At 70.7% G+C, this 23,006-nt stretch carries 24 protein-coding genes; 14 read left to right on the top strand and 10 right to left on the bottom strand.

The window, feature by feature from the left end; all coding sequences use genetic code 11:
- Positions 1–402: a peptide-methionine (R)-S-oxide reductase MsrB gene (gene msrB / locus AC3IPY_RS06215; protein WP_489187415.1), complete on the bottom strand. Its 402-nt coding sequence runs from the start codon at positions 400–402 to the stop codon at positions 1–3.
- A gap of 245 nt (positions 403–647) precedes the next feature.
- Here msrB and AC3IPY_RS06220 point away from each other — a divergent pair, with 245 nt between their 5' ends.
- The 5 genes from AC3IPY_RS06220 to groL all read left to right on the top strand — a co-directional run bounded on the left by AC3IPY_RS06220 (position 648) and on the right by groL (position 4,935).
- Positions 648–947 (top strand): DUF3263 domain-containing protein, encoded by a 300-nt coding sequence (locus tag AC3IPY_RS06220; protein WP_489187417.1) that lies wholly within the window; start codon positions 648–650, stop codon positions 945–947.
- A gap of 25 nt (positions 948–972) precedes the next feature.
- On the top strand, positions 973–1,518 hold the full coding sequence (locus AC3IPY_RS06225) for a LytR C-terminal domain-containing protein (protein WP_489187418.1): 546 nt from the start codon (positions 973–975) through the stop codon (positions 1,516–1,518).
- Positions 1,519–1,723: 205 nt separating this feature from the next.
- Entirely contained in the window at positions 1,724–1,927 is a 204-nt protein-coding gene (locus tag AC3IPY_RS06230) for a cold-shock protein (protein ID WP_434069949.1), read from the top strand.
- A gap of 188 nt (positions 1,928–2,115) precedes the next feature.
- Positions 2,116–3,171 (top strand): DUF3048 domain-containing protein, encoded by a 1,056-nt coding sequence (locus tag AC3IPY_RS06235; RefSeq protein ID WP_489187420.1) that lies wholly within the window; start codon positions 2,116–2,118, stop codon positions 3,169–3,171.
- 144 nt (positions 3,172–3,315) lie between these two features.
- Positions 3,316–4,935, top strand: coding sequence for a chaperonin GroEL (groL, locus tag AC3IPY_RS06240; RefSeq protein WP_157427311.1), 1,620 nt, complete (start codon positions 3,316–3,318; stop codon positions 4,933–4,935).
- 85 nt (positions 4,936–5,020) lie between these two features.
- On the opposite strand, the gene AC3IPY_RS06245 is transcribed toward groL, so the two are convergent.
- The 3 genes from AC3IPY_RS06245 to AC3IPY_RS06255 all read right to left on the bottom strand — a co-directional run bounded on the left by AC3IPY_RS06245 (position 5,021) and on the right by AC3IPY_RS06255 (position 7,945).
- Positions 5,021–5,311, bottom strand: coding sequence for a WXG100 family type VII secretion target (locus AC3IPY_RS06245; protein ID WP_489187423.1), 291 nt, complete (start codon positions 5,309–5,311; stop codon positions 5,021–5,023).
- A 113-nt stretch (positions 5,312–5,424) separates the two neighbouring features.
- On the bottom strand, positions 5,425–7,218 hold the full coding sequence (locus tag AC3IPY_RS06250; protein ID WP_489187425.1) for a sensor histidine kinase: 1,794 nt from the start codon (positions 7,216–7,218) through the stop codon (positions 5,425–5,427).
- Between the two features lie 31 nt (positions 7,219–7,249).
- The gene (locus tag AC3IPY_RS06255) at positions 7,250–7,945 is read right to left on the bottom strand and encodes a response regulator transcription factor (RefSeq protein ID WP_157427308.1); all 696 of its coding nucleotides are present in this window, start codon (positions 7,943–7,945) and stop codon (positions 7,250–7,252) included.
- A 135-nt stretch (positions 7,946–8,080) separates the two neighbouring features.
- Between AC3IPY_RS06255 and AC3IPY_RS06260 the strand changes: the two genes are divergently transcribed.
- From AC3IPY_RS06260 to AC3IPY_RS06270, 3 genes are read left to right on the top strand one after another with little or no spacing between them, the layout of a single operon-like run.
- Positions 8,081–9,313: an NAD(P)/FAD-dependent oxidoreductase gene (locus AC3IPY_RS06260; protein ID WP_489187427.1), complete on the top strand. Its 1,233-nt coding sequence runs from the start codon at positions 8,081–8,083 to the stop codon at positions 9,311–9,313.
- The gene (gene folP / locus AC3IPY_RS06265) at positions 9,310–10,188 is read left to right on the top strand and encodes a dihydropteroate synthase (protein ID WP_489187428.1); all 879 of its coding nucleotides are present in this window, start codon (positions 9,310–9,312) and stop codon (positions 10,186–10,188) included. Before AC3IPY_RS06260 ends, folP begins: the two co-directional genes overlap by 4 nt.
- Positions 10,189–10,225: 37 nt before the next feature.
- Positions 10,226–10,945 carry a pyrimidine reductase family protein gene (locus AC3IPY_RS06270; RefSeq protein ID WP_489187429.1) on the top strand — a complete coding sequence of 240 codons (720 nt, stop codon included), beginning with the start codon at positions 10,226–10,228 and terminating at the stop codon, positions 10,943–10,945.
- A 112-nt stretch (positions 10,946–11,057) separates the two neighbouring features.
- Here AC3IPY_RS06270 and AC3IPY_RS06275 read toward each other — a convergent pair whose 3' ends face one another.
- The 3 genes from AC3IPY_RS06275 to AC3IPY_RS06285 all read right to left on the bottom strand — a co-directional run bounded on the left by AC3IPY_RS06275 (position 11,058) and on the right by AC3IPY_RS06285 (position 14,931).
- Positions 11,058–12,701 (bottom strand): DNA repair helicase XPB, encoded by a 1,644-nt coding sequence (locus tag AC3IPY_RS06275; RefSeq protein ID WP_489187430.1) that lies wholly within the window; start codon positions 12,699–12,701, stop codon positions 11,058–11,060.
- 79 nt (positions 12,702–12,780) lie between these two features.
- Positions 12,781–14,646: a helicase-associated domain-containing protein gene (locus AC3IPY_RS06280; protein ID WP_489187432.1), complete on the bottom strand. Its 1,866-nt coding sequence runs from the start codon at positions 14,644–14,646 to the stop codon at positions 12,781–12,783.
- A gap of 9 nt (positions 14,647–14,655) precedes the next feature.
- Positions 14,656–14,931: a multidrug ABC transporter ATPase gene (locus tag AC3IPY_RS06285; protein ID WP_489187433.1), complete on the bottom strand. Its 276-nt coding sequence runs from the start codon at positions 14,929–14,931 to the stop codon at positions 14,656–14,658.
- Between the two features lie 107 nt (positions 14,932–15,038).
- Here AC3IPY_RS06285 and AC3IPY_RS06290 point away from each other — a divergent pair, with 107 nt between their 5' ends.
- Complete coding sequence (locus tag AC3IPY_RS06290) at positions 15,039–15,419, top strand: cold-shock protein (protein ID WP_489187434.1); 381 nt, start codon at positions 15,039–15,041, stop codon at positions 15,417–15,419.
- Positions 15,412–16,107, top strand: coding sequence for a DUF3027 domain-containing protein (locus tag AC3IPY_RS06295; RefSeq protein ID WP_489187436.1), 696 nt, complete (start codon positions 15,412–15,414; stop codon positions 16,105–16,107). Before AC3IPY_RS06290 ends, AC3IPY_RS06295 begins: the two co-directional genes overlap by 8 nt.
- Here AC3IPY_RS06295 and AC3IPY_RS06300 read toward each other — a convergent pair.
- Both AC3IPY_RS06300 and serC read right to left on the bottom strand, forming a co-directional pair.
- Positions 16,089–16,394 (bottom strand): DUF2530 domain-containing protein, encoded by a 306-nt coding sequence (locus AC3IPY_RS06300; protein WP_489187438.1) that lies wholly within the window; start codon positions 16,392–16,394, stop codon positions 16,089–16,091. The genes AC3IPY_RS06295 and AC3IPY_RS06300 overlap by 19 nt on opposite strands.
- Before the next feature lie 5 nt (positions 16,395–16,399).
- On the bottom strand, positions 16,400–17,515 hold the full coding sequence (serC, locus tag AC3IPY_RS06305) for a phosphoserine transaminase (protein ID WP_489187440.1): 1,116 nt from the start codon (positions 17,513–17,515) through the stop codon (positions 16,400–16,402).
- A gap of 70 nt (positions 17,516–17,585) precedes the next feature.
- On the opposite strand from serC, the gene AC3IPY_RS06310 reads away from it, so the two are divergent.
- From AC3IPY_RS06310 to AC3IPY_RS06325, 4 genes are all read left to right on the top strand, one after another.
- Positions 17,586–18,278, top strand: coding sequence for an iron-dependent transcriptional repressor DtxR (locus AC3IPY_RS06310; RefSeq protein ID WP_489187441.1), 693 nt, complete (start codon positions 17,586–17,588; stop codon positions 18,276–18,278).
- Between the two features lie 276 nt (positions 18,279–18,554).
- A complete protein-coding gene (locus tag AC3IPY_RS06315) occupies positions 18,555–19,418 on the top strand; it encodes a C40 family peptidase (RefSeq protein ID WP_489187442.1) in 864 nt (287 codons plus the stop codon).
- Positions 19,419–19,845: 427 nt separating this feature from the next.
- Positions 19,846–20,343 (top strand): HNH endonuclease, encoded by a 498-nt coding sequence (locus AC3IPY_RS06320; protein WP_489187443.1) that lies wholly within the window; start codon positions 19,846–19,848, stop codon positions 20,341–20,343.
- Positions 20,344–20,736: 393 nt separating this feature from the next.
- A complete protein-coding gene (locus tag AC3IPY_RS06325; RefSeq protein ID WP_489187445.1) occupies positions 20,737–21,471 on the top strand; it encodes a CHAP domain-containing protein in 735 nt (244 codons plus the stop codon).
- 344 nt (positions 21,472–21,815) lie between these two features.
- On the opposite strand, the gene AC3IPY_RS06330 is transcribed toward AC3IPY_RS06325, so the two are convergent.
- The gene (locus AC3IPY_RS06330) at positions 21,816–22,853 is read right to left on the bottom strand and encodes a lactonase family protein (protein WP_489187446.1); all 1,038 of its coding nucleotides are present in this window, start codon (positions 22,851–22,853) and stop codon (positions 21,816–21,818) included.
- Between the last annotated feature and the right edge of the window lie 153 nt (positions 22,854–23,006).

Here is a 23,006-nt window from a genome sequence, read left to right on the forward strand (position 1 = left end):
TCAGGACTCGGGCGTGAAGTCGAGCGCGATCGAGTTCATGCAGTAGCGGTCGCCGGTCGGCGTGCCGAATCCGTCGGGGAAGACGTGGCCGAGGTGCGAACCGCACGCCGCGCACCGCACCTCGGTGCGCACCATGCCGAGCGTCGTGTCTTCGATGAGCTCGACGGCCTCGGGCCGCACCGACTCGTAGAAGCTCGGCCAGCCGCAACCGGAGTCGAACTTCGTGCCGCTCTTGAACAGCTCGGCACCGCATGCGGCGCAGGCATACACGCCGGCGCGTTCCTCGTCGAGCAGTTCGCCCGTCCACGGGCGTTCGGTCGATGCTTCGCGAAGCACCGCGAACTGCTCGTCGCCGAGCTGCTCGCGCCACTCGCCTTCGGACTTCTCCACTCGATACGCCATCGCGGTTCCTCCAGAACTGTCGGGTCGTTCCATCGTCGCACGTCGCAGAGAGGCCGGGCCCGCTGTGACAGCGCACGACGACCCCGTGCGTGCGTCCGGGCCCGGCCGCATCCGCACCGCCCGCGGGCACACGCCGCGGACGCTCGGCTCCCTCACGGGCGCCGATCCCTAGGATGTCACCCAAGCGACGCCCGCGACGACCATCCGCGACGACCACGAGGCGTCCGACAGCAACGAGGAGGAACATGAGCGCAGAGCATGCGCACCGCCGTCCCTCCTCCGACGCTCCGCTCGACGACCTCGCCGTGCGGGTGCTCGCGTTCGAATCGCGATCGTGGCAGCGACCGGGCACGAAGGCCGAGGGCATCCGCCACGAGTTCGGCATCTCCGCCGCCCGCTACTATCGGATCCTCGGCGAGCTGCTCGATTCGCCGGCCGCACTCCGGCACGACCCGATGCTCGTCAAGCGGCTGCTGCGCCTGCGGGAGGCGCGTGCCGCCGATCGCGCCCGTCGCTCCCTCTCGAACCCCCGCCCGCTCGGCTGAGCTCGACCCGACCCCGACTGGACCCATGGCGCAGAACTATCCACGAGACCGATTCGACTCCATTCCGCACGGCATCGAGCGGGTGGGCGCTCACCGCGCCCCACGGCGCCGCGGGGCGCGGTGGATCGCGTTCGGGTGGGCGGCGCTCGCCACGGCGGTGCTCACCGGCGTCGGCATCGTCGGCGTCGTGCTGGTCAATGACCGCCTCGACTTCTCCGAGGCCTCGCCGTCGACGCCCGCGACCCCGGTGGTGACAGCTGAGCCGACGATCGCGCCCGATGTGCCGGTGACCGTGCTGAACGGCACCGACACGTCCGGGCTCGCCGCAACGGCGCAGGAGACGCTCACGGCCGCCGGCATCCCCGTCAGCGCGACCGCGAACGCGAGCGAGAACGACATCACGGAGACGGTCGTCTACTACGCCAGCGAAGACCTCGAGGGTGCCGCGCGCGGGGTCGCCCAGGCCATCCCGGGAACCGATGTGCGGCTCGACGCGAAGTTCGGCGAGATGGGCACCCCGCTCGTGCTCGTGGTCGGCTCCGACTACGCCGAGGAGAGCGCCGCGGGCTGAGCGCGGCGAATCGTTGCCATTCCGCGACATTGCGGGCCCCCGAACCCCTTCTCTTCGCCGTGTCGGCGTCATTAGTATCTGGAATTGGTCGCTCGAAACCCGTGTGAGGGCCGGTACCACCAGTGGTTCCAGTCGGCACGAATCAGAGGCCCGGTACAGGCGACAGGCACGTGCTGAACGACACACAGCTGTATGGGAGCAACGCATGGCGAACGGAACCGTCAAGTGGTTCAACGCTGAAAAAGGCTATGGATTCATCACCGTCGACGAGGGAGGGCAGGACGTCTTCGTCCACTACTCCGCGATCGACATGGCCGGCTACAAGGTCCTCGAAGAGGGCCAGGCCGTCGTGTTCGAGGTCGGCACGGGGTCGAAGGGCCCCCAGGCTGAGGCGGTGCGTCCCGCCTAGTGCACTCGAACGCACCGAGGTGCAGCTGAACGCCTCGGCGAAGCGCCGCCCGTCGATGGACGGGCGGCGCTTCGCCGTTCCGCACCTCGGGTCGCATCGGGTCGGCTGCGCGCGGCAGCGTGAGCTGCGCCTCGGCGCCTCGGCGCGTCGCACGTCGACCGAGGCGTCGCGGTGGTTGGCTGATCGCCATGGCGAGGGGCAATCGTTCGGCCGGGGGCAGGCGTGCGCTCGGCGTGCTGCTGGCGACATCCGTGATCCTGCTGGCAGGCTGCACCGGCGCGACCGACGTGAGCCCGCCAGACGCGACCGCGACGCCGGAGCCGCGCCCCGTCGGCGCCTCGGCCGAACCCGCCGCGGTCGCGTTCGCGCCCCTGCGCGGCACGATGGCCGACTGGGCGGCCATGCAGCACCCGTCGCTCGCGGCGAAGATCGACAATCACGAGGAGGCGCGACCCCAGATCGCGCTGAACCGCACCGACGTCGTGTTCGAGGAACTCGTCGAGGGCGGGCTCACGAGGTACGTCGCCGTGTGGCACTCGGATGTGCCCGATGAGATCGGCCCGGTGCGGTCGATCCGCCCGATGGATCCCGACATCGTGTCCTCGTTCGGCGGCATCGTCGCCTATTCGGGCGGCCAGGAGCAGTTCGTCGCGATGATGCAGGCGGCGCCGGTGGTGAACATCGTCTTCGACTACGACGACACCGGCCTGTTCACGCGCGCCGACGACCGCCCCGGACCGCACGACGTGATCCTCGCCGCATCCGAGGCGGTCGGCCGGTACCCCGACGTCCCGCCGCCGCCCGTGCAGTTCGTCTACGGCAACTCCGACCCGCTCGCGGACCCGGCCTTCGAGGCCGCGGCGACGTCGAGCATCGCGCAGGTGTTCTCCGAGGAGCGGTTCCCGTCGTGGGACTGGGACGCCGCGACATCCTCGTGGCTGCGTTCGCAGGAAGGGCAGGCCGACACGGAGGCCTCCGGCGATCGCGTGCACGCCGTGAACGTCGTGACGCTGCGGGTCGCCATCGACTGGCGATACGGCGAGGTGCCGAAGACGACCATGATCGGCACCGGCGAGGCCTGGGTCTCGGTCGCCGGTCGCACCGCCCACGGCACCTGGTCGAAGGATGCCGCGACCTCGCCCATCGTGCTCACGGCCGACAACGGCGAGCCGCTGCCGCTCGCCCCCGGCAACACGTGGATCGAACTCGTGCCGAACGAGGGATCGGTGACGTTCGCGCCCTGAGCGAACGCACGGCGAGCAGTGGCGGGAACGGGTCGCGCTCGCTTGCACTCGTGGCGGTCGAGTGCCAGAATCGCTTTAGCACTCATTCGAATCGAGTGCTAAACACGAATCTTTGAGACGTCCGAGAAGGGACGAGAAACACACATGGCAAAGATCATTGCTTTCAACGAGGAGGCCCGCCGTGGTCTCGAGCGTGGCCTCAACACGCTCGCCGACGCGGTCAAGGTGACCCTCGGCCCGCGCGGTCGCAACGTCGTGCTCGAGAAGAAGTGGGGCGCCCCCACCATCACGAACGACGGCGTGTCGATCGCCAAGGAGATCGAGCTCGACGACCCGTACGAGAAGATCGGCGCCGAACTCGTCAAGGAGGTCGCCAAGAAGACCGACGACGTCGCCGGTGACGGCACCACGACCTCGGTCGTGCTCGCCCAGGCGCTCGTGCGCGAGGGCCTCCGCAACGTCGCCGCAGGCGCCGACCCCATCTCGCTCAAGCGCGGCATCGAGAAGGCCGTCGCGGCCGTCGAGGCCGAGCTCATCGCCAACGCCAAGGAGGTGGAGACCAAGGAGGAGATCGCTGCGACCGCTTCCATCTCCGCCGCCGACGAGACCATCGGCGCCCTGATCGCCGAGGCCATCGACAAGGTCGGCAAGGAGGGTGTCGTCACCGTCGAGGAGTCGAACACCTTCGGCACCGAGCTCGAGCTCACCGAGGGCATGCGCTTCGACAAGGGCTACCTGTCGGCGTACTTCGTCACCGACCCCGAGCGTCAGGAAGCGGTCTTCGAAGACCCGTACATCCTGATCGTCAACGGCAAGGTCTCGAACATCAAGGACCTCCTGCCCATCGTCGACAAGGTGATCCAGACCGGCAAGCAGCTGCTCATCATCGCCGAAGACGTCGACGGCGAGGCGCTCGCGACCCTGATCGTCAACAAGATCCGCGGCATCTTCAAGTCGGTCGCCGTCAAGGCCCCCGGCTTCGGCGACCGTCGCAAGGCGCAGCTCCAGGACATCGCGATCCTCACCGGCGGCCAGGTCATCTCCGAGGAGGTCGGACTCAAGCTCGAGAACGTCACCCTCGACCTGCTCGGCCAGGCCCGCAAGGTCATCATCACCAAGGACGAGACGACCATCGTCGAGGGTGCCGGTGACGAAGAGGGCATCGCCGGTCGCGTCGCGCAGATCCGTGCCGAGATCGAGAACACCGACTCCGACTACGACCGCGAGAAGCTCCAGGAGCGTCTGGCCAAGCTCGCCGGCGGCGTCGCCGTCATCAAGGCGGGCGCGGCCACCGAGGTCGAGCTCAAGGAGCGCAAGCACCGCATCGAAGACGCCGTCCGCAACGCGAAGGCGGCCGTCGAAGAGGGCATCGTCGCCGGTGGTGGCGTCGCCCTCATCCAGGCCGGCAAGACGGCCTTCGAGAAGCTCGAGCTCACGGGCGACGAGGCGACCGGCGCCAACATCGTGCGTGTCGCGATCGACGCCCCGCTCAAGCAGATCGCCCTCAACGCCGGCCTCGAGCCGGGCGTCGTGGTCGACCGCGTGCGCAACCTCCCGGTCGGCCAGGGCCTCAACGCCGCGACCGGCGAGTACGTCGACATGCTGGCCGCCGGCATCAACGACCCGGTGAAGGTGACCCGTTCGGCCCTGCTCAACGCAGCCTCGATCGCCGGCCTCTTCCTCACCACCGAGGCCGTCGTCGCCGACAAGCCCGAGAAGAACCCGGCTCCGGTCGGCGACCCCACGGGTGGCATGGACTTCTAGTCCGAACCGATCCTCGGCCGTCACGGCCTGATCAGCGCGAAGGGCGCCTCCTCACGGAGGCGCCCTTCGTCGTACACACGGCGGGTCAGCGCAGGAAGAGCCTGGCGTTCGCCTGCTCGGCCTCGGCGTACTGGGCGGCGGCGAGCCCGAGCGCCTGGTTGAGGCTGTCGAGGCTCTGCTCGACCCGCGACTGCGTCTCGCGCCAATCGGCGACGGCGCCCTGGAACGCGGTCGCCGCCTGACCCGACCACGAGGACTGCAGGCCCGTGAGCTGGCCGAGGAGCGACGACACCTCGGATTGGATGCGCCCGATCGTGCCCTTGACGGTCTGCGTCGCGGCAGACACCTGGGCGGCATCGACGTGATAGCTGGACATGGGATCCCTTCATTCGGTGATGAGGGTCACGCTAGGCGTGGGCGGGTGCCGCGGGGCCGCCGCTCAGGCGCCACGGCATCGATGCGGTGCCGCCGCCCGGTGTGGAGGACGGGTCAGACGGTCGCGACGGGCTGGGGGGCCGCGGCACTGCCTGCGAGCGGCAGCTGCACCCGGAACGTCGCGCCGCCGCCGGGGGTCTCGACGACGTCGACGCTGCCGTTGTGCGCCGCGACGATCGAGGACACGATCGCGAGGCCGAGCCCGGACCCGCCCGTCTCGCGCGTGCGGGAGGTGTCGGCTCGCCAGAACCGCTGGAAGATCTTCTCGCGGATCTGCGGCGGGATGCCCTCGCCGTGGTCGACGATCTCGATCATCGCGCGCTCGGTCGAGGCATCCGCGCTGACCCGGATGTCGATGGGGCTGTCGGGCGCCGTGAAGCGCACGGCGTTGCCCATGAGGTTCGTGATGACCTGGCGGATCTTGTTCTCTTCGGCGAGCACGACGGCCTGCTGCCGACCTGCCGCCGCGGTCGACGCGGTGCCGGTCGGTGACGCGGTGGTCGCGGAGACCTGCTCGGACGCGGATGCCTCGAGCTCGGCGTTCGCCGGCTGGGGGATCGGGCCCGTGCCCCGGCGTCCGTTGCCTCCGGACTCGGTGCGAGGGCGCCGCCCGCGAAGGCGTGCGAGCGTCGCACCCGCGAACGAGATCGCCCCGGTCGATGGACGATCGGACGCGCTGCCCGAGGAGCTCGTGCTCGAGCCGAGAGGTGCGCCCGCGGCATCCGCCGTGTGCACGTCGTCGGGGGTGATGACCGTGACCGTGCGGGTCGGGTGCGCGGCCATGGCGTCGAGCGCCGCGTCGCGGGCCAGCGGGACGAGGTCGACCTCGGCGAGTTCGAGCGGCTTCGCCTCGTCGAGCCGGGCGAGGGCGAGGAGGTCCTCGACCAGGCCGCCCATGCGGATGGCCTCCTTCTCGATGCGATCCATGGCCTGCGCGACGTCGTCTGGGGTCTGCAGCGCGCCCATGCGGTAGAGCTCGGCATAGCCGCGCACCGAGACCAGCGGGGTGCGCAGCTCGTGCGAGGCATCGCCGACGAATCGGCGCATCTGATCGATCGTGCGTGCGCGGTCGCGGAACGCGCGGTCGATGCGGTTCAGCATCGTGTTCAGCGACCGGTTGAGCCGGCCGACCTCGGTGTTCGGGGTCGCCCCGCCGAGCCGCTGGCTGAAGTCGCCGTCGGCGATGGCCGCGGCGGTCGCCTCGACCTCGCGCAGCGGGGTGAAGGTCGTGGTGACGAGCATGCGGGTCAGCAGCGCGCCGACGAGCACGACGCCGACGCCGAAGCCGAGGAAGATGGTGAGGTACACCGCGATGAGCGACTCGGTGTCCTTCGACGAGATCGCGATGATGATCGGCGACAGGTTGCCGTGGCTGTCGGCGACCATCAGGGCGGCCACCGCGCGGAAGGTCTTGTCGCCGTTGGCGTCCTTGAGTTGGAAGACGGCGTACCCGTCGGACTTCGCGTTCAGGGCGCTGACCTCGCCCTGCGTGAGGCTGTCGGGAATGCGCGGAAGGTACTCTTCGGCTCGACCCTCCCAGTTCTGGGCCAGGAACTCGCCGGTGTCCTCATCGTAGACGGCGACGAAGACCTGGTCGCTCTCGGAGAACTTGCGCTCGTCGGCATCCTCTTCATCGGAGGCGCTCTGGTCGAGGAAGTACCGGTCGAGGCTGCCGCTCGCGATGCTGGTCAGCTTCGCGGCCATCTGGTCTTCCACGTAGGAGCGCAGCATGGCCGCCGTGCCGATGCCGGAGACGAGGAGCCCGAGGGTCAGCATCAGCACCGTCACACCCGTGATCTTGGTGCGAAGGGAGATGCGGTTCCACCGCTCGGAGATCGTCTGATGCATAGCGGAGCGAGTCTAGGCGGCGAAGCCTGAGTCAGGGCTTGGAGGAGGACTTCAGCATGTACCCGAACCCGCGCTTGGTCTGGATCAACGGTTCGGCCGAGTGCTGGTCGAGCTTGCGGCGCAGGTACGAGATGTAGCTCTCGACGATGCCGGCGTCGCCGTTGAAGTCGTACTCCCACACGTGGTCGAGGATCTGCGCCTTCGAGAGCACCCGGTTGGGGTTCAGCATGAGGTAGCGCAGCAGCTTGAACTCGGTGGGGGAGAGCTCGACCGGCACGTCGCCGACGAGCACCTCGTGGGTGTCCTGGTCCATCATGAGCTCGCCCGTGCGGATGACCGCGTCTTCTTCGGCGTGCATCGTGCGGCGCAGGATCGCCTTGATGCGCGCGACGATCTCGTCGAGGCTGAACGGCTTGGTGACGTAGTCGTCGCCGCCGACCGTGAGCCCGGTGATCTTGTCTTCGGTGTCGTCCTTGGCGGTGAGGAAGAGGATCGGTGCCGTGTACCCGGCCGAACGCAGGCGCTTGGTCACGCCGAAGCCGTTCATGTCGGGCAGCATGACGTCGAGGATGATGAGGTCGGGTTCTTCTTCGAGAACCGCGGAGATGGTCTGCGCGCCGTTGCCCACGGCACGCACCGCGAACCCGGCGAACCGCAGGCTCGTCGTGAGCAGATCGCGGATGTTGGGCTCGTCGTCGACGATGAGGATTCTGGGTCCGTCAGCCATGTTTTCAGTGTGCTGCAGGTTTGCTGGATGCCGGCTGTGAACATTGCGACAGAAGCCGGAGCGGTTGCTGCATCGGGCGCGCCGACTCGCGGACACCGCCTTTCGAGCGCGGTTCGCTCGTGCGAGACTCGCAGCATGGCAGCGGCGGAACGCATCGTGATCATCGGCGGAGGGCTCACGGCGGCGCGCGCCGCCGAGAGCATCCGGGCGGAGGGCTTCGAGGGCGACGTGCTCGTCGCCACCGCCGAGGACCGTGCGCCGTACGAGCGGCCTCCGCTGTCGAAGGGCTACCTGCTCGGCACGGATGCCGCGGCGAGCACGATTCCCCTGTCGAAGCGGTGGTACGCCGAGCACGACGTCGAGCTGAGAACGGATGCCACGGCCACGGCCCTCGACGTCTCCGCCCACGTCGTGACGCTCGGCGCCGAACGCGTCCCGTACGACCGACTGCTGCTGGCGACCGGCGCGCGGCCGCGCCGGTTCACCGGTCCGGGCGCGGAGCTCACCGGGGTGCACACGCTGCGCACGCTCCACGACGCGACGCGGCTGCGCACCGCGCTGAAGCAGGGCGGTCGACGTGTCGCGATCATGGGCGCCGGATGGATCGGGCTCGAGGTCGCGGCCGCCGCACGCGGATACGGCAACGACGTGACCGTCATCGCGCCGGGCGCGGTGCCGCTCGCGTCGGCGATCGGCCCAGAGGTCGGCGCGGTCTTCGCGGCGCTGCACGCAGACCACGGGGCCGAGTTGCGCATGGGCGCGGCCGCCGTCGCGGTCCGCGGCGGCGACCGGGTCGACGGCGTCGTCCTCGGCGCCGGCGAGGAGCTCGACGCCGACCTCGTCGTCGTGGGCATCGGGGCCGTCCCGAACGTCGAGCTCGCGGCATCCGCGGGGCTCACGGTCGACGACGGCGTCACGACCGACGCAGGATTCCGCACGAGCGCCGCGGACGTGTTCGCCGCGGGCGACGTCGCGAACGTGCACCACCCGGTGCTCGGCAGGCCTCTCCGCGTCGAGCACTGGGCGAACGCCGAGAACCAGGGCCGTGCCGTCGGGCGGGCGCTCGCCGGGACGGCGGTCGCGTACGACGAGATCCCGTACTTCTACACCGACCAGTACGACCTCGGCATGGAGTACTCGGGCTACGGCCCGCTCGCCGACGGCGCGTCGGTGGTCTTCCGCGGCGACGTGGCCGCGCGGGAGTTCGTGGCGTTCTGGGTGCGCGACCGCCGGGTCGTCGCGGGCATGAACGTCAACGTGTGGGACGTGAACGAGACCGTGCAGGCCCTGATCCGCTCGGAGGCCGCCGTCGATTCGGCGGCGCTCGCCGACCCATCGGTGGCGCTCGAGAGCCTGATCCCCGCATGAGCACGCCCCGCCTGAGCACGACCGCCATGCGCCTCGGCGCGCGCATGTTCGACTTCTCCCGTGAGGTGGCCGTGATGGCCATCGTCAACCGCACGCCCGACTCCTTCTACGACCGCGGGCGCACCGACGCGCTCGACGCCGCCGTCGCCGCCGCCGAACGCGCGATCGCCGACGGCGCCGACTGGGTCGACATCGGCGGGGCGAAGTTCGCCCCAGGGCCGCCGATCCCCGTCGCCGAGGAGGTCGACCGCGTCGTGCCCGTCGTCGCGGCGCTCGCGGGCTCGGGCGCGGTCATCTCGGTCGACACGTTCCACGCCGAGGTGGCGCGCGAGGCGATCGCCGCGGGCGCGCATGTCGTGAACGACACCACCGGCCTCAGCGACCCCGGCATGGCGGCGGTGCTCGTCGAGACGGGGGCCGCGGTCGTCATCACCCACAGCCTCGCACCGCCTCGCACCCCATTGCCGTCGCCGCGCTACGACGACGTGGTCGGGGAGGTCGCGGCGTTCCTGCGCGACCGCGTCGCGAGAGCCGAGGCGTCGGGCGTGGCATCCGATCGCATCATCATCGACCCGGGCCACGACCTCAACAAGCACACCCTCGACTCGCTCGAGCTCACCCGCAGGCTCGGCGAGATCGTCGACATCGGCTACCCAACGCTCGTGGCGCTCTCGAACAAGGACTTCGTCGGCGAGAGCCTCGGACGCGATCGCGGCGAACGGGTCGAGGGGTCGATCGCCGCCGCCGTCTACGCCGTGCTGCAGGGCGCTCGCATCGTGCGCGTGCACAACGTGCGCGAGACCGTCGACGCCATGCGCATGATCGGCGCGATCGAGGGGTGGCGCGAGCCCGTGTTCCTGGAGCACAACCGATGAGCGCTCCCGGGGCGCGACCGACAAGGGGGCACAGCGCATGAGCGAACCTGCCGCCGTCGACCGCGAGACGCTGTTCGCCGCGTACGCCCTGCCCGACCGGTCGGTTCCGCGTGTGCGCATGAACTTCGTCGCGAGCATCGACGGTTCCGCGACGCTCGCCGGCCGCAGCGGCGGCCTCGGCGACGCGACCGATCGCCTCGCCATGCAGGTGCTGCGCACGCTCGCCGACGTCGTGCTCATCGGTGCGGGCACGGTGCGGGCCGAGGGCTACGGCGGGCTCGCCGTCGACGAGGCGGATGCCGCGTGGCGGCGTTCCCACGCGCTCGACGACCAGCCCCGCGTCGGCGTGGTCTCGTCGCGGCTCGACCTCGACCCGAGGCATCCGTTCTTCGCGGAGGCGGTGCGCCGGCCCCTCGTCGTGACGCACGCGGCAGCACCCGAGGCTCGGCGGCGGGCACTCGCCGAGGTCGCCGACGTGCTGGTGTGCGGTGACGACGAGGTCGATGCGAACGAGATGCTGCTCGCGCTCGCCGCCGAAGGTCTCGTGCAGGTGCTCTGCGAGGGCGGGCCCCACCTGTTCGGCAGCCTGCTCGACGCCGGCCTCGTCGACGAGGTGTGCCTGAGCCTGTCGCCCACGCTCGTCGGCGGCACGGCGGGGCGCATCACGCGGGGTGCGCGCGAGGCCGCGCGGCGCATGCGACTGGTGCACGCGATGCCTGCGGGCGACCTGGTGCTGCTGCGCTACGCGCGCGGCTGACCCCAAACGCGTTTCTCAGGAACCGCACCCGGAATCAGTGCGCTTCTCAGGAGGTTTCTGGCGGTTTCGGCGCGATCGGCCCGAAAACTCCTGAGAAGAGCGAGTGGTGGGGTCAGGCCGCCTCGAGGGAGTGCGCGTCGAGGATCGTGTAGCTGTAGCCCTGCTCGGCGAGGAACCGCTGCCGGTTCTGCGCGAAGTCCTGGTCGACGGTGTCGCGCGAGACGAGGGTGTAGAAGTTCGCCGTGAGCCCCGACTCCTTCGGTCGCAGCAGGCGGCCGAGGCGCTGGGCCTCCTCTTGACGCGAGCCGTAGGACCCCGACACCTGGATCGCCACGGTCGCCTCCGGCAGGTCGACCGAGAAGTTCGCGACCTTCGAGACGACGAGCACCTGCGTGGTGCCCTCGCGGAACGACTGGAAGAGGCGCTCGCGCTCGTCGACGGGCGTCGAGCCCGTGAGCTGCGGGGCATCGAGCGCCTCGGCGAGCTCGTCGATCTGGTCGAGGTACTGGCCGATGACGAGGATGCGCTCGCCGCGGTGCTTGGCGACGAGCTCCTTCACGACGTCGAGCTTGGCGGGCGCGGTCGCCGCGAGGCGGTACCGCTCGTCATCGGCGGATGCCGCGTACGCGAGCCGCTCGGACGCCGGGAGGTCGATGCGCACCTCGTAGCAGGCGGCGGGGGAGATGAAGCCCTGGGCCTCGATCTCCTTCCAGGGGGCGTCGAAGCGCTTGGGCCCGATGAGGCTGAACACGTCGCCCTCTCGTCCGTCTTCGCGCACGAGCGTCGCGGTGAGCCCGAGACGGCGGCGCGCCTGGAGCTCGGCGGTGAGTTTGAAGACGGGTGCGGGCAGCAGGTGCACTTCGTCGTAGACCACGAGTCCCCAGTCGAGCGCGTCGAGCAGTGCGAGGTGGGCGTACTCGCCTTTGCGCTTCGCGGTGAGGATCTGGTAGGTCGCGATGGTGACCGGCTTGATCTCCTTCGTCTGGCCGGAGTACTCGCCGATCTCTTCCGCCGTGAGCGACGTGCGCTTGAGGAGCTCGTCGCGCCACTGGCGTGCGGAGACGGTGTTGGTGACGAGGATGAGCGTGGTGGTCTTCGCGGTGGCCATCGCGCCCGCACCGACGAGGGTCTTGCCCGCGCCGCAGGGCAGCACGACGACGCCCGAGCCGCCGTCGAAGAAGTTGTCGACGGCCTTCTGCTGGTAGTCGCGCAGGTGCCAGTCGGACTCGTCGAGGTCGATCGGATGCGGCGTGCCCGGCGTGTATCCGGCGAGGTCCTCGGCCGGCCAGCCGAGCTTCACCAGTTCTTGCTTGAGGGCGCCGCGCGCCCACGCCTCGACGAGGAAGCCGGACTCGTCGATGCGCTCGGTCAGCAGCGGCGCGATGCGCTTGGCGCCGGCCACCTCGGTGAGCACCGCGAGGTCGTCGGAACGCAGGCGCAGATCGCCGTCGTCGGTGCGGTCGACCACGAGCCGTCCGTAGCGGGCGACGGTCTCGCGCATGTCGACCGAGACCGTCTGCGGCACCGGGAACTTCGCGTACCGCTCGAGCGTGCCGAGCATGTCTTCGGCGGTGTGCCCCGCGGCTCTGGCGTTCCAGAGTCCGAGCCGCGTGATGCGGTAGGTGTGCACATGCTCGGGTGCGCGCTCGAGTTCGGCGAAGATCGCGAGGTCGTGTCGCGCGTCTTCGGCGAGGGGGTGCGCGACCTCGAGCAGCACGGTGCGGTCGCTCTGCACGATGAGGGGGCCGTCTGACATAACCGTCGAGTCTACGCCCGGTTCATGTGAGGGCGGCCGCCCGTGCGATGATCGAGGTCACGCGATCGAGCGGCCCGCGTCAGACGTTCGACGGCGCCGGCGTGACCGCGGCGATGGCCGAGAGCGGGAGCGTGCGCTCGATGTCGGCCTTGCGGTCGCGTGCCCGCAACCGGCCGTTCGCGACGCTCGCGGGTGCGAGCAGGTAATCGGCCGTGGCGCCGCCCGGCATGCGCACCGTGACGGTCAGCGTCTCCTTCGCGCGTGCCGCCGCCTCGAGCTGCCGTGCGAGCCAGGCGACCTCGGTGGCGTCGTCGTCGGCTTCGACGAGTACGCGATCGAGCAGCGCGGCGACGGGGTCGGTCGTCGGTTGCGGAGGCGGCGATTGCGCGAGGTGGTGGCGGCGCAGGCGCACGATGGCCCCCGAACGGTCTTCGGCGGCCACGGGGTACCTGGCGTCGGAGAGCGCCCAGAAGACGACGTCGGGGGCGAACCTCGAGAGCAGCCGGTACGGGCCGACCTGGCGCAGCCCGATGGCGCTCAGCGCCTGGTCGACCGCGAGCGTGCGCACGATCTGCTCGTCGTCTGATCGAACGACCGTGCGGGCCGGAAGCTCCGCGTCGTCGGCCGACGCGACGCGGACGCTGCCGAACCGCTTGGAGGCCTCTTCGACGAGGTAGGCGACGGGCTGGGGGATGCCGGTGAGCGAGATGCCCCGCAGGAACTCGAGGATGGTCTCGGCCGATTCGCCTGCGGCGAGCCCGCGGTTCACGGATGCCGCGCTCACGCGATAGGTCGAGGCGAGGTCGCGGGCCTCGACATCGGCGAACCCGCGGAGCCTCGCGTCGAGCGCGGGTTCGAGCGGACCGGGGGCGACGAGCGTGAGATCGTGCTGCAGGTAGACCTTCGACACCTCGGCGGGGAAGTGCGCGGCGAGAATGGCCGCCGCCTGCTCGACGTCGCCGGTGAGCACGAGCCGCCCGGATTCGACGGGTTCGCCCGCCACGGCCAGTCCGAGCGCCTCGGCGTCGTCGACCAGGCGATCGAGGCCGTCGTCGAGCCAACGGCCGCCGGCGGGGTAGAGCCACCGCACGTCGTCGCGGAGATCGGTGGCCGAGAGCGCCTCGCTTCGGCGCGCGACGAGCTCGCGCAAGGTCGGCGGGATGCGGGCGAGCCACTGCTCGGCGAGGCGCTGCCACCGCTCGGCGGCACTTCGCTGGGTCCAGCTCGCCCCGATGTCGGATTCGAGCCAGTAGGCGCCGTCGCGGAGCACCAGGCCGGCCTCGTCGGCGCGGTGGAACAGGCGCGGCAGCGCGTCGAGATCGATGCCGCACACTTCGGCGAGGCGCTTGGAGTCGGGCAGCGTGAGGCCGCCCTTCGCGAGCTCGCGCGCCGGCTGCACGCCGAGCGCCGCGAGGAGCTCGGCCGTCGCGGCGACCGTGGCGTACGCCGTCTCGGAGGCGCGGCGATCGACGATGGTGCGGTCGACCTCGTCGACTCCGACGAGCACGGGCGGCGCGGGGGCGGCCAGCTCCGCGGCATCCGGCACGTCACGGCCGATGCGCACGGCGAGCCGGCCCGACACCGCGGCGGGCAGGTGCACCCGGCCGCCGTCGAGCACGAGGAGCAGCACCTCGGCCAACCGGCCGAGCAGCTCGGGCGCCGCGGCCGTGAGGTCGGCGGATGCCCCGAGTCGGCGCAGTTCGTCGGCCACGGCGTCGACCGTGGTGTCGGCGTGATCGGCCGTCAGCTCGGCGGTCGCGGCCAGCACCGCGAGGCGCGGTCGGTCGAGCCGGGAGATGACGTGGTCGAGCGAGTCGGGCGCGAGCAGCACCTCGGCCAGGTCGAACAGGTCGCGGATGCCGGCCGTGTCGAACTCGCGCGTCTGCAGCGCGGCCGCGAGCTGTGGTCGGGGCAGCGCGCGAAGTCGCGCGGCGAGTTCGAGCATCGTCTCCGATCAGTTCGTTCGAGGGCGAGTGGATCGTGCGCGCTTGACCGCGTGCACGATGAGCAGGGAGATGAGCAGCAGGAAGCCCAGCGGGAGCGCGAACCACGGGAGCATGATCACGACGGGCCAGACGCCCTGGCTGAAGCCGTCGTTCTCGGCGGCACCGGCGCTCGTGCCGATCATCACGGCGATGAACGCGGCCACGGACAGCAGCACCATCGCCGTGAACATGTACGCCAGGATGCGCTCGAGGCGCTGGCTGTCGGCCTGCACGGGTTCACTCACGCCTCAAGGATACCGGCAGCGGCGTCGCACCGGGGGACGGGACTCTAGACTGGTGGTTGCAGAGCGCGCGCATTCGGCGCGCCTCCGACACGAGCGAGGTCCACACGATGCCCACCGGCAAGGTCAAGTTCTACGACGACGAGAAGGGGTTCGGCTTCATCAGCTCAGATGACGGCCAGGAGGTCTTCCTCCACGCTTCCGCTCTTCCCGCCGGCGCGACCGTGCGTGCGGGCTCTCGCCTCGAGTTCGGCGTCGCCGAGGGCAAGCGCGGCGCGCAGGCCCTCTCGGTCCGCGTGCTCGACGCGCCCGTGAGCCTCGCGAAGATCAACCGCAAGCCCGCCGACGACATGGCGATCATCGTCGAAGACGTCGTCAAGGTGCTCGACGGCATCGGTGCCGACCTTCGACGGGGCCGCTACCCCGAGAAGTCCAAGGCGCGCACGGTCGCCGCCGTGCTGCGCAAGGTGGCTGACGACCTGGATGCCTGAGCTTCCCGATTCCGAGACCCGCGCGGATGCCGCGACCGACGTCGTGGCGCCCGACGCGATGGAAACCCCTGAAACGGCGACCTACGAGCCCGACGCGGTGCTGCTCGCGTCCGTCGACCTCGCCCGGCGCGCGCTGCTCGAGACCACGGCGCCCGAGACGGTGGGTTCGGTGCTCGGCCACCTCGTCGAGGGCGAGCACGTGCTCACGCTGCACTTCGCTTCCGACCTCGCGGGCTACCCGGGGTGGCACTGGAGCGTGACGCTCGTGCGCGTCGACGACGCGGAGCCGACGATCGTCGAGACGCAACTGCTCCCGGGTGAGCGGGCCCTGCTCGCGCCCGCGTGGATCCCGTGGTCCGAGCGTCTCGCCGACTACCGCGCGGCGCAGGCCGCTGCCGCGGAGGCCGCACGCGAGGCCGGCGAAGAGCACGACGACGACCTCGACGACGCGTCCGAGGAGCTCGAGATCGTCGCCGACGACGACTTCGATGACGACGACGATGATGCAGAGGACGACTCCGACGACGACGACGCCGATCACGACGATGATGCAGACGACGATGATGCAGAGGACGACGCCGACGACTCCGACGACGAGTTCGACCTCGACGACGACTCAGCCGACGACGACGAGCCCGACGACGACTTCGACGGCCACGAGACCGAGGATCACGACGAGGAAGCCTGACCCGCGGCATCCGGGCCTGCGGAGTCGTCCGCAGCGATGCCGCGCCGCGACGCGCGACGCCTGATCGCCTGCACCGCGAAGAGTGCGATCACGCCGAGCACGACGCCGACCGCGCACGCCCAGATCAGCCAGTCGAGGCCGGCCGCGGCGAGCGGCTCGCGCACGATGAGGCACACGACGAGGGCGAGGATCCAGAGCGCCGTGCCGGCCAGCACCGCCTTGCGCGCGTCGGCCCGTGCCGGCGCCGGGTCGGGCCGACGCTCGGACTCCGCGAGCCAGAGCCTCATGCGGCTCAGCCGACCCGCTCGAGCACGTAGTCGATCGACGCGGTGAGCGCACGCACGTCGTCGGGTTCGATCGCCGTGAACGTTGCGACGCGCAGCTGGTTGCGGCCGAGCTTGCGGTAGGGCTCGGTGTCGACGACGCCGTTCTCGCGGAGGACGGACGCGATCTTCGCGGCATCCGTCGTCTCGTCGAAGTCGATCGTGACGACCACCTGCGAGCGGTCGGCCGGGTCGGCGACGAACGGCGTGGCGACCGAGGTGCGCTCGGCCCAGTCGTAGAGCACCGACGACGACTCGCGCGTGCGGGCATCGGCCCAGGCGAGACCGCCGGAGGCGTTCATCCAGTCGAGCTGGTTCTCGAGCAGCAGCAGGGTCGCGAGGGCCGGCGTGTTCAGCGTCTGGTTGAGGCGCGAGTTGTCGACGGCGTTCTTCAGCGACAGGAACTCGGGGATGTAGCGGTCGGAGGCCGCGAGGCGCTCGACGCGCTCGAGCGCGGCCGGCGAGAACAGCGCGAACCAGATGCCGCCGTCGGAGGCGAAGTTCTTCTGCGGCGCGAAGTAGTAGACGTCGAACTGCGCGGGGTCGACCGCGACGCCGCCCGCCGCGCTCGTGGCGTCGACGACGGTGAGGGCGCCCTCGTCGCCCGCGACGCGCTGCACGGGCGCCATGACGCCGGTGGAGGTCTCGTTGTGCGGCCAGGCGTACACGTCGACGCCGGCGACGGCCTCGGGGTTCGAACGGGTGCCGGGCGCCGCCTTTCGCACGTCGGGCGCCTCGAGCCAGGGGGCGGATGCCGCGCCGGCGAACTTCTGGCCGAACTCGCCGAACGAGCAGAGCTGCGCCCGACGTTCGATGAGGCCTGCGGCCGCGGCATCCCAGAACGCGGTGGATCCGCCGTTGCCGAGCACGACCTCGTAGCCGTCGGGGAGCGCGAAGAGGTCGGAGAGGCCGGTGCGCACGCGCCCGACGAGGTTCTTGACCGGCGCTTGGCGGTGGCTCGTGCCGAGCAGCGCGGGCCCCTCTGCGGCGAGGTGGGCCAGCTGCTCGGGCCGAACCTTGGACGGGCCGCAGCCGAATCTTCCGTCGGCGGGCAGGAGGTCGCTGGGGATGACGAGGCTCGGCATGCAGGTGAGTCTACCGAGGGTCCGCATCGGGCTAGGCTTGATGACGGGCTGCGACAGGGAGGGCTTGCTGATGACGGATCTCATCGACACCACGGAGATGTACCTTCGCACGATTCTCGACCTTGAAGAAGAGCACATCGTGCCGCTGCGCGCCCGCATCTCCGAGCGGCTCGGCCACTCCGGCCCCACGGTCTCGCAGACCGTGGCGCGCATGGAGCGCGACGGGCTCGTGGTCGTCTCCGGAGACCGCCACCTCGAGCTCACGCCAGAGGGGCGCAGCAAGGCCGTGCACGTCATGCGCAAGCACCGCCTGGCCGAGCGCCTGCTCGCCGACGTCATCGGACTCGAGTGGGAGTTCGTGCACGACGAGGCCTGCCGCTGGGAGCACGTCATGAGCGAGCAGGTCGAGCGTCGCCTCGTCGAGATCCTCGGCGAGCCCACGCATTCGCCCTACGGCAACCCGATCCCCGGTCTCGACGAGCTCGGCCTCGAGCCGGCCGCGCCGTTCATGACGGGGGTCGTCCGGGTCACCGACGCCCTCGCCGAGCGCGAGACCGAGGTCCGCGGCGTCGTGCGCCGGCTCGGCGAGCCCGTGCAGTTCGATCCCGAGCTGCTGCTGCAGCTCAAGCAGGCCGGAATCCTGCCCGGGGCCTCCGCCACGTTCGCGAAGAGCGGCGGCTACGTGCTCGTCGAGGTCGACGGCGTCGACGGCGGGCTCGAGCTGCCTACGGATGTCGCGGGCCACATCTTCATCGGCGAGTAGGCCGCCTGCCTCGTCGGCGACGCCGCCGCACTGAGCCGGTGAATCCGTCCCCCGTTCGGGTGTCATCGCGCAAGTAATCTCGCCGAACCGTGATCAGAATGTGACATTCGTCGCATCCTCACGTATCCTCGGTCGAGTCCGACGGCACGAAGCCGGTCGCCGGACCAGGACCGGGATCGCCTCTCAGCACCCACCGCCCGGCCCAGGACGAAGACGCGCCTCGAGCGCACCAGGTGGGACGGAGCAGGTTTCCGTGGGGCGGTGGAGGAACCCGATTTGGCTCGATTCACCCCCCGTCGTCCCAACGCACAGCTCAAGAGGAACGCCCCGAAGGCGGCCGCACGCAAGACCCGCGAACGAGCGGTCGCGCCCGCCGTCGACGCGGCGGCGGCCAAGCCGCTCGCCTCGACCAGGCCGCTCCGACGCGGCGCGGTCGCCAACGTCGCGGTCATGACCCTCGCGGCCGGCATCGTGGGCACGCTCGCCATCCCGGCCTATGCGTTCGCACCCGGCAGCAACCAGCCGCAGTTCGGCACCAGCGCCGAGACCGAACTCACCAACGCGCAGGCCCAGTCCGTCGAGGTCGCCGATGACGTGATCGCCGCGCCCGTCACGAAGGACGGGTTCGAGGCCGTGACGGCCGTCGAGATCGAGGCCGCCGCCGAGGCGAAGCGCCAGGAGGAGGCCGCGGCCGCCGCAGAGGCCGCCCGCGTCGCCGCCGAGGCCGAGATGACCTCGTACGCCGCGTCGTACTCCGGCCCCTCGGTGGGCGACTTCCTCGCGAACCCGCCGTACCCGAGCTTCGACCTCGCGAGCGTGTACAACGTCGCGACGCAGTACATCGGCACGCCCTACGTCTATGGCGGTGCCACGCCCGCCGGCTTCGACTGCTCGGGCTTCGTCATGTACGTCTACGCCCAGTTCGGCGTCGGCATGCCCCATTCCTCCGCGGGGCAGGGCGCCATGGGCACGGTCATCTCCGAGGCCGACGCACAGCCGGGCGACCTCGTGATCATGGACGGCCACGACGGCTTCTACGCCGGCAACGGCATGATCCTGCACGCGCCGTACGAAGGCGCCTCGGTTCGCGTGCAGCCGATCTGGACGAGCAGCTACACCATCGTCCGCATCGGCATCTGAGACGTGAACATCACGTGACACGAGCTGTGAACGACGCGCCGGGATGCCTCGGCGCGTCGTTCATGCCGTAACCTGTAGCCCTGACGATCCGAGATCCGGGCGAGGGGACGCCGATGGTTCGCACGTGCAGCATCCATTCCACGGATGCGCGCGCGCAATTCCACCACCGGCGTGGGTACCACCAACCGCGCGCGACGCACCAACGGCGCGCGTTCTCCCAACGGCGCAGCAGTCAGCCGATCACCAGCCGAGCCGAACCTTCGACGGGCACTGTCTTCATGACGGTGCCCGTTCTGCGTTCTCCGGCCGGTTCGACGTCGGCCCGCGGCATCCGCCCCCTCCATGGCTTCACGCGACCAGTGCGTCGCCGGAGCGTCGATCCGTTCACGCGGCTGGAAGCCATCCAGCCCCGATCGAAAGGCACTCCATGCGCACACTCGTGCTGAACGCGGGCTACGAACCCCTCGCCGTCGTCTCCTTCAAGCGGGCACTCCTCCTGGTCATGAACCAGAAGGCGACCGTCATCCAGCATGACGAGGGCAACCCCGTCTGCGCCGCGAGCGGATCGTGGCAGAGACCGAGCGTGATCGTGCTCACCCGCTACGTTCGCACGCCACGCGTGCACGCGGTGCCCGTGAGCCGGCGAGGGGTGCTGCGGCGCGACGAGCACCGGTGCGCGTACTGCGGGCGCTCGGCGGCGACCATCGACCACGTGCTGCCGCGATCGCGCGGCGGACGCGACACGTGGGAGAACCTCGTCGCCTGCTGCCTGCGCTGCAACAACCTGAAGAGCGATCACACGCCCGCCGAGATGGGCTGGGAGCTGCGCTTCACCCCGCGCATGCCGCACGGCCGCAGCTGGGTCGTGCGGGGCTTCGAGCGCCCGCTGCCGCAGTGGGACGAGTACCTCGCGAACGTCGCCTGACCCCGAGGGGCCTCCGACCCCGATCGCCGTGCGTGCCCGAACCTCGGCCGTGCCGGGGTGACTTCGCCGTTCGCTTGCCCTATGGTGGATCGAGTCGCCGGACGACCCGGCCGATGCGACGACGCACGTCACCCGAACCTGGCCTGAACGCGGCCTCGAACGGTGTCCGGAGGATCGACTTTGCACGAAGGTGAGAACGCCGAGCAGCGATCGCGCTCGCAGCGGCGCGCGGCCGAGTCCGCGAATTCGCGACGATCGGCATCCCCTCGGCAGTCACGCGTCCGCGAAGGCGCGTCCGGCCGTTCTCGTCGGCGCGGGGCGGCTCCGGCACCGATCAGGCAGAACCCCGATGCCGCTCCCGCGGCGACGAGCGCGACCCGTGCACCGGCCACGGTGCGTCGTGTCGGCCCGCTGCGCGTGTTCGCGACCGTGCTCGTGGTTCCGGCCATCGTCGGCACCGTCGCGATGCCCGCCTACGCGTTCATGCCCGGCGGCGACCTGTTCCAGCCCTCGGGTGCGTTCAGCTTCGCCGTGGCCGAGGCGCAGGCCATCGACGTCCCGGCGCAGGCCTCCGGCGCACCGTTGTCGACCGACGCCTACTCGGTCACGACCAAGGCCGAGATCGACGAGGCCGCACGTTCCGCCGAAGAGGAGGCGCAGGCCGCATGGGCGGCCGAACTGGCCTCACGCGGCTCGGGCGCCTACGCGATCTACACGGTCAAGGCCGAGGGCGACGACTACCCCTGGTGGGACCAGATCCCCGATGACTTCGGCGGCGGGCTCTCGCCCCTGAAGTACTACTACCGCGAATGCGTCGACTTCGTGGCGTGGCGCCTCAACCGCGACGCCGGCGTGACCAGCGCCCCATGGAAGTGGGACTGGTCGAACCTCGCCTCGGGCAGCGCCTACGCCTGGGCCGACGAGTGGGTCTCGCACGGCTGGCCGACCAGCGACGTGCCGGTCGTCGGGGCCGTGGCGTGGTTCCCGTACAACCACGTCGCGTACGTGCAGTCGGTCAACGGCGACGGCACCGTGAACATCGAGGAGTACAACCAGAACTCCGACCACTCGTATCACCAGCGCACCATCCCCGCCGGGAGTGCGCTGTACCTCTACCCGCCCGCCTGAGCGTTCGGATCGGCTCCCGCATGCCGACCGGTTCGGCCGGCATCGTGCCGATTGTGCCGAAGCGGCGAAACACCCGTGCGAAGTTGGACGGCACGGACAATGACCGGGGCGGGCGTCTCCCGTAGCGTTGGTGCCATTCCTCAGAAGCAGAGGCCCCACGCAGAGGCAGGTGACCGCGATGACGCAGCCCTTCGAGATGCCGCCATCGAACGAAGCACGACTCGAGGAGATCGCGTTCGTCGACGAGCTCTCGCCGACGACCTCCGCGATCGTGGTGCTCGGCTACAACTGACGTTGCCGGCGAGCCGGGCGCGAGCCGCGCCGCACCGTCGCCCCGTGCCGCATCACGGCAGGCGTGCGAGGCATGCGGGCGCCGGCGTCGACAGCGTCGCGACGACGCCGACCGGCACGCCCGAGTCGAGCGCGATCACGGCGATGGTGTCCGACGCCTGATCGGCCACGAGCGCGTGGCGCTCGTCGTGCGTGACGTGCAGGTCTCGCGGATGCCGCCCCCCGGTCGGAACCGACGCGATGCGTTCGAGCGTGCGGGCATCGGCGTCGAACCGCAGCGCGACGAGGGCGTCGGCGTCGCGATCGCCGACGAGCACGGTGCCCGCCGACGTGAGCCGGATCGCCGAGAGCCCGAGGCCGCGGGGCTCCACGCGCTCGTCGATCGGGAACCACGCGAGCTCGCGCCCCTCGACGAGGTCGACGATGCTCGCGGTGCGGTCGAGCTCGTTCGCGACGACGGCGAGATCGCCGGCGATCACGAGGTGGCGGGGGCCGGCGCCCGCGTGGATCACGATGTCGGCCGCCTCGCCGGCGTCGCGTCCGAGTGCCTCGGGGAGGGCGTCGAGGCCGATGACGCGGACGCGGTCGGATCCGAGGTCGGGAACGAGCAGACGCGACCTTGCGGCGTCGAGCACGACCTGATGCGGGTGCGGGGACTCCTGTCGTGCGAGGTCGGGCCCCGAGCCGGTGAACGCGGCGCTGAGCAGGGCGTCGGTCGCGGCATCCGCTCGCACTGCATGGGCCGTGACCCGGCCGCCCGAGTAGTTGGCGGCGAACGCCCAGTCGCCGGTCGCGTCGAACGCGACGTGGCACGGGTCGCCGGCGTCGGTGCGGCCGGCAGGCCCGAACGGGTGAACGGCGTCGCCGTCGACCGTCCACGTCGAGAGCCGGCCCTCGGCGAGCTCGTGCACGATGCCGAGGACTCCGATGGGGGAGACCGCGAGGAACATCGGGTTCTCGCCGACCTCGACGGGCTCGCCGAGCGTCGAGGTGCCGTCGGGTGCGACGTCGAGCGGGCGGATGCCGCGTGCCGGTGAACCGAGCGCGCCGATCGTCGACGCGCCGACCCAGAATCTCGTGCCGTCGCTCATGGTGCTCCGTTTCGTCGTGGCGTATTCGTCGTGGTGCGTGCCGGATCTGCGGGGCTGGTGCGCGGAACGCCGTCGGACAGGCTATCGCGGACCGATCCACCGGACGGTGCCGCGTGCCGTCGCCGCTGCCGGCCGTGGCATCGGCACAATGGC

It is taken from the genome of Agromyces sp. GL_144 (assembly GCF_057834305.1).

What these genes read in the sequence shown, in the direction of transcription:
- msrB (WP_489187415.1), bottom strand. Translation starts at nt 402, where the DNA reads ATGGCGTATCGAGTGGAGAAGTCCGAAGGCGAGTGGCGCGAGCAGCTC.
- AC3IPY_RS06220 (WP_489187417.1), top strand. Translation starts at nt 648, where the DNA reads ATGAGCGCAGAGCATGCGCACCGCCGTCCCTCCTCCGACGCTCCGCTC.
- AC3IPY_RS06225 (WP_489187418.1), top strand. Translation starts at nt 973, where the DNA reads ATGGCGCAGAACTATCCACGAGACCGATTCGACTCCATTCCGCACGGC.
- AC3IPY_RS06230 (WP_434069949.1), top strand. Translation starts at nt 1,724, where the DNA reads ATGGCGAACGGAACCGTCAAGTGGTTCAACGCTGAAAAAGGCTATGGA.
- AC3IPY_RS06235 (WP_489187420.1), top strand. Translation starts at nt 2,116, where the DNA reads ATGGCGAGGGGCAATCGTTCGGCCGGGGGCAGGCGTGCGCTCGGCGTG.
- groL (WP_157427311.1), top strand. Translation starts at nt 3,316, where the DNA reads ATGGCAAAGATCATTGCTTTCAACGAGGAGGCCCGCCGTGGTCTCGAG.
- AC3IPY_RS06245 (WP_489187423.1), bottom strand. Translation starts at nt 5,311, where the DNA reads ATGTCCAGCTATCACGTCGATGCCGCCCAGGTGTCTGCCGCGACGCAG.
- AC3IPY_RS06250 (WP_489187425.1), bottom strand. Translation starts at nt 7,218, where the DNA reads ATGCATCAGACGATCTCCGAGCGGTGGAACCGCATCTCCCTTCGCACC.
- AC3IPY_RS06255 (WP_157427308.1), bottom strand. Translation starts at nt 7,945, where the DNA reads ATGGCTGACGGACCCAGAATCCTCATCGTCGACGACGAGCCCAACATC.
- AC3IPY_RS06260 (WP_489187427.1), top strand. Translation starts at nt 8,081, where the DNA reads ATGGCAGCGGCGGAACGCATCGTGATCATCGGCGGAGGGCTCACGGCG.
- folP (WP_489187428.1), top strand. Translation starts at nt 9,310, where the DNA reads ATGAGCACGCCCCGCCTGAGCACGACCGCCATGCGCCTCGGCGCGCGC.
- AC3IPY_RS06270 (WP_489187429.1), top strand. Translation starts at nt 10,226, where the DNA reads ATGAGCGAACCTGCCGCCGTCGACCGCGAGACGCTGTTCGCCGCGTAC.
- AC3IPY_RS06275 (WP_489187430.1), bottom strand. Translation starts at nt 12,701, where the DNA reads ATGTCAGACGGCCCCCTCATCGTGCAGAGCGACCGCACCGTGCTGCTC.
- AC3IPY_RS06280 (WP_489187432.1), bottom strand. Translation starts at nt 14,646, where the DNA reads ATGCTCGAACTCGCCGCGCGACTTCGCGCGCTGCCCCGACCACAGCTC.
- AC3IPY_RS06290 (WP_489187434.1), top strand. Translation starts at nt 15,039, where the DNA reads ATGCCCACCGGCAAGGTCAAGTTCTACGACGACGAGAAGGGGTTCGGC.
- AC3IPY_RS06295 (WP_489187436.1), top strand. Translation starts at nt 15,412, where the DNA reads ATGCCTGAGCTTCCCGATTCCGAGACCCGCGCGGATGCCGCGACCGAC.
- AC3IPY_RS06300 (WP_489187438.1), bottom strand. Translation starts at nt 16,394, where the DNA reads ATGAGGCTCTGGCTCGCGGAGTCCGAGCGTCGGCCCGACCCGGCGCCG.
- serC (WP_489187440.1), bottom strand. Translation starts at nt 17,515, where the DNA reads ATGCCGAGCCTCGTCATCCCCAGCGACCTCCTGCCCGCCGACGGAAGA.
- AC3IPY_RS06310 (WP_489187441.1), top strand. Translation starts at nt 17,586, where the DNA reads ATGACGGATCTCATCGACACCACGGAGATGTACCTTCGCACGATTCTC.
- AC3IPY_RS06320 (WP_489187443.1), top strand. Translation starts at nt 19,846, where the DNA reads ATGCGCACACTCGTGCTGAACGCGGGCTACGAACCCCTCGCCGTCGTC.
- AC3IPY_RS06330 (WP_489187446.1), bottom strand. Translation starts at nt 22,853, where the DNA reads ATGAGCGACGGCACGAGATTCTGGGTCGGCGCGTCGACGATCGGCGCG.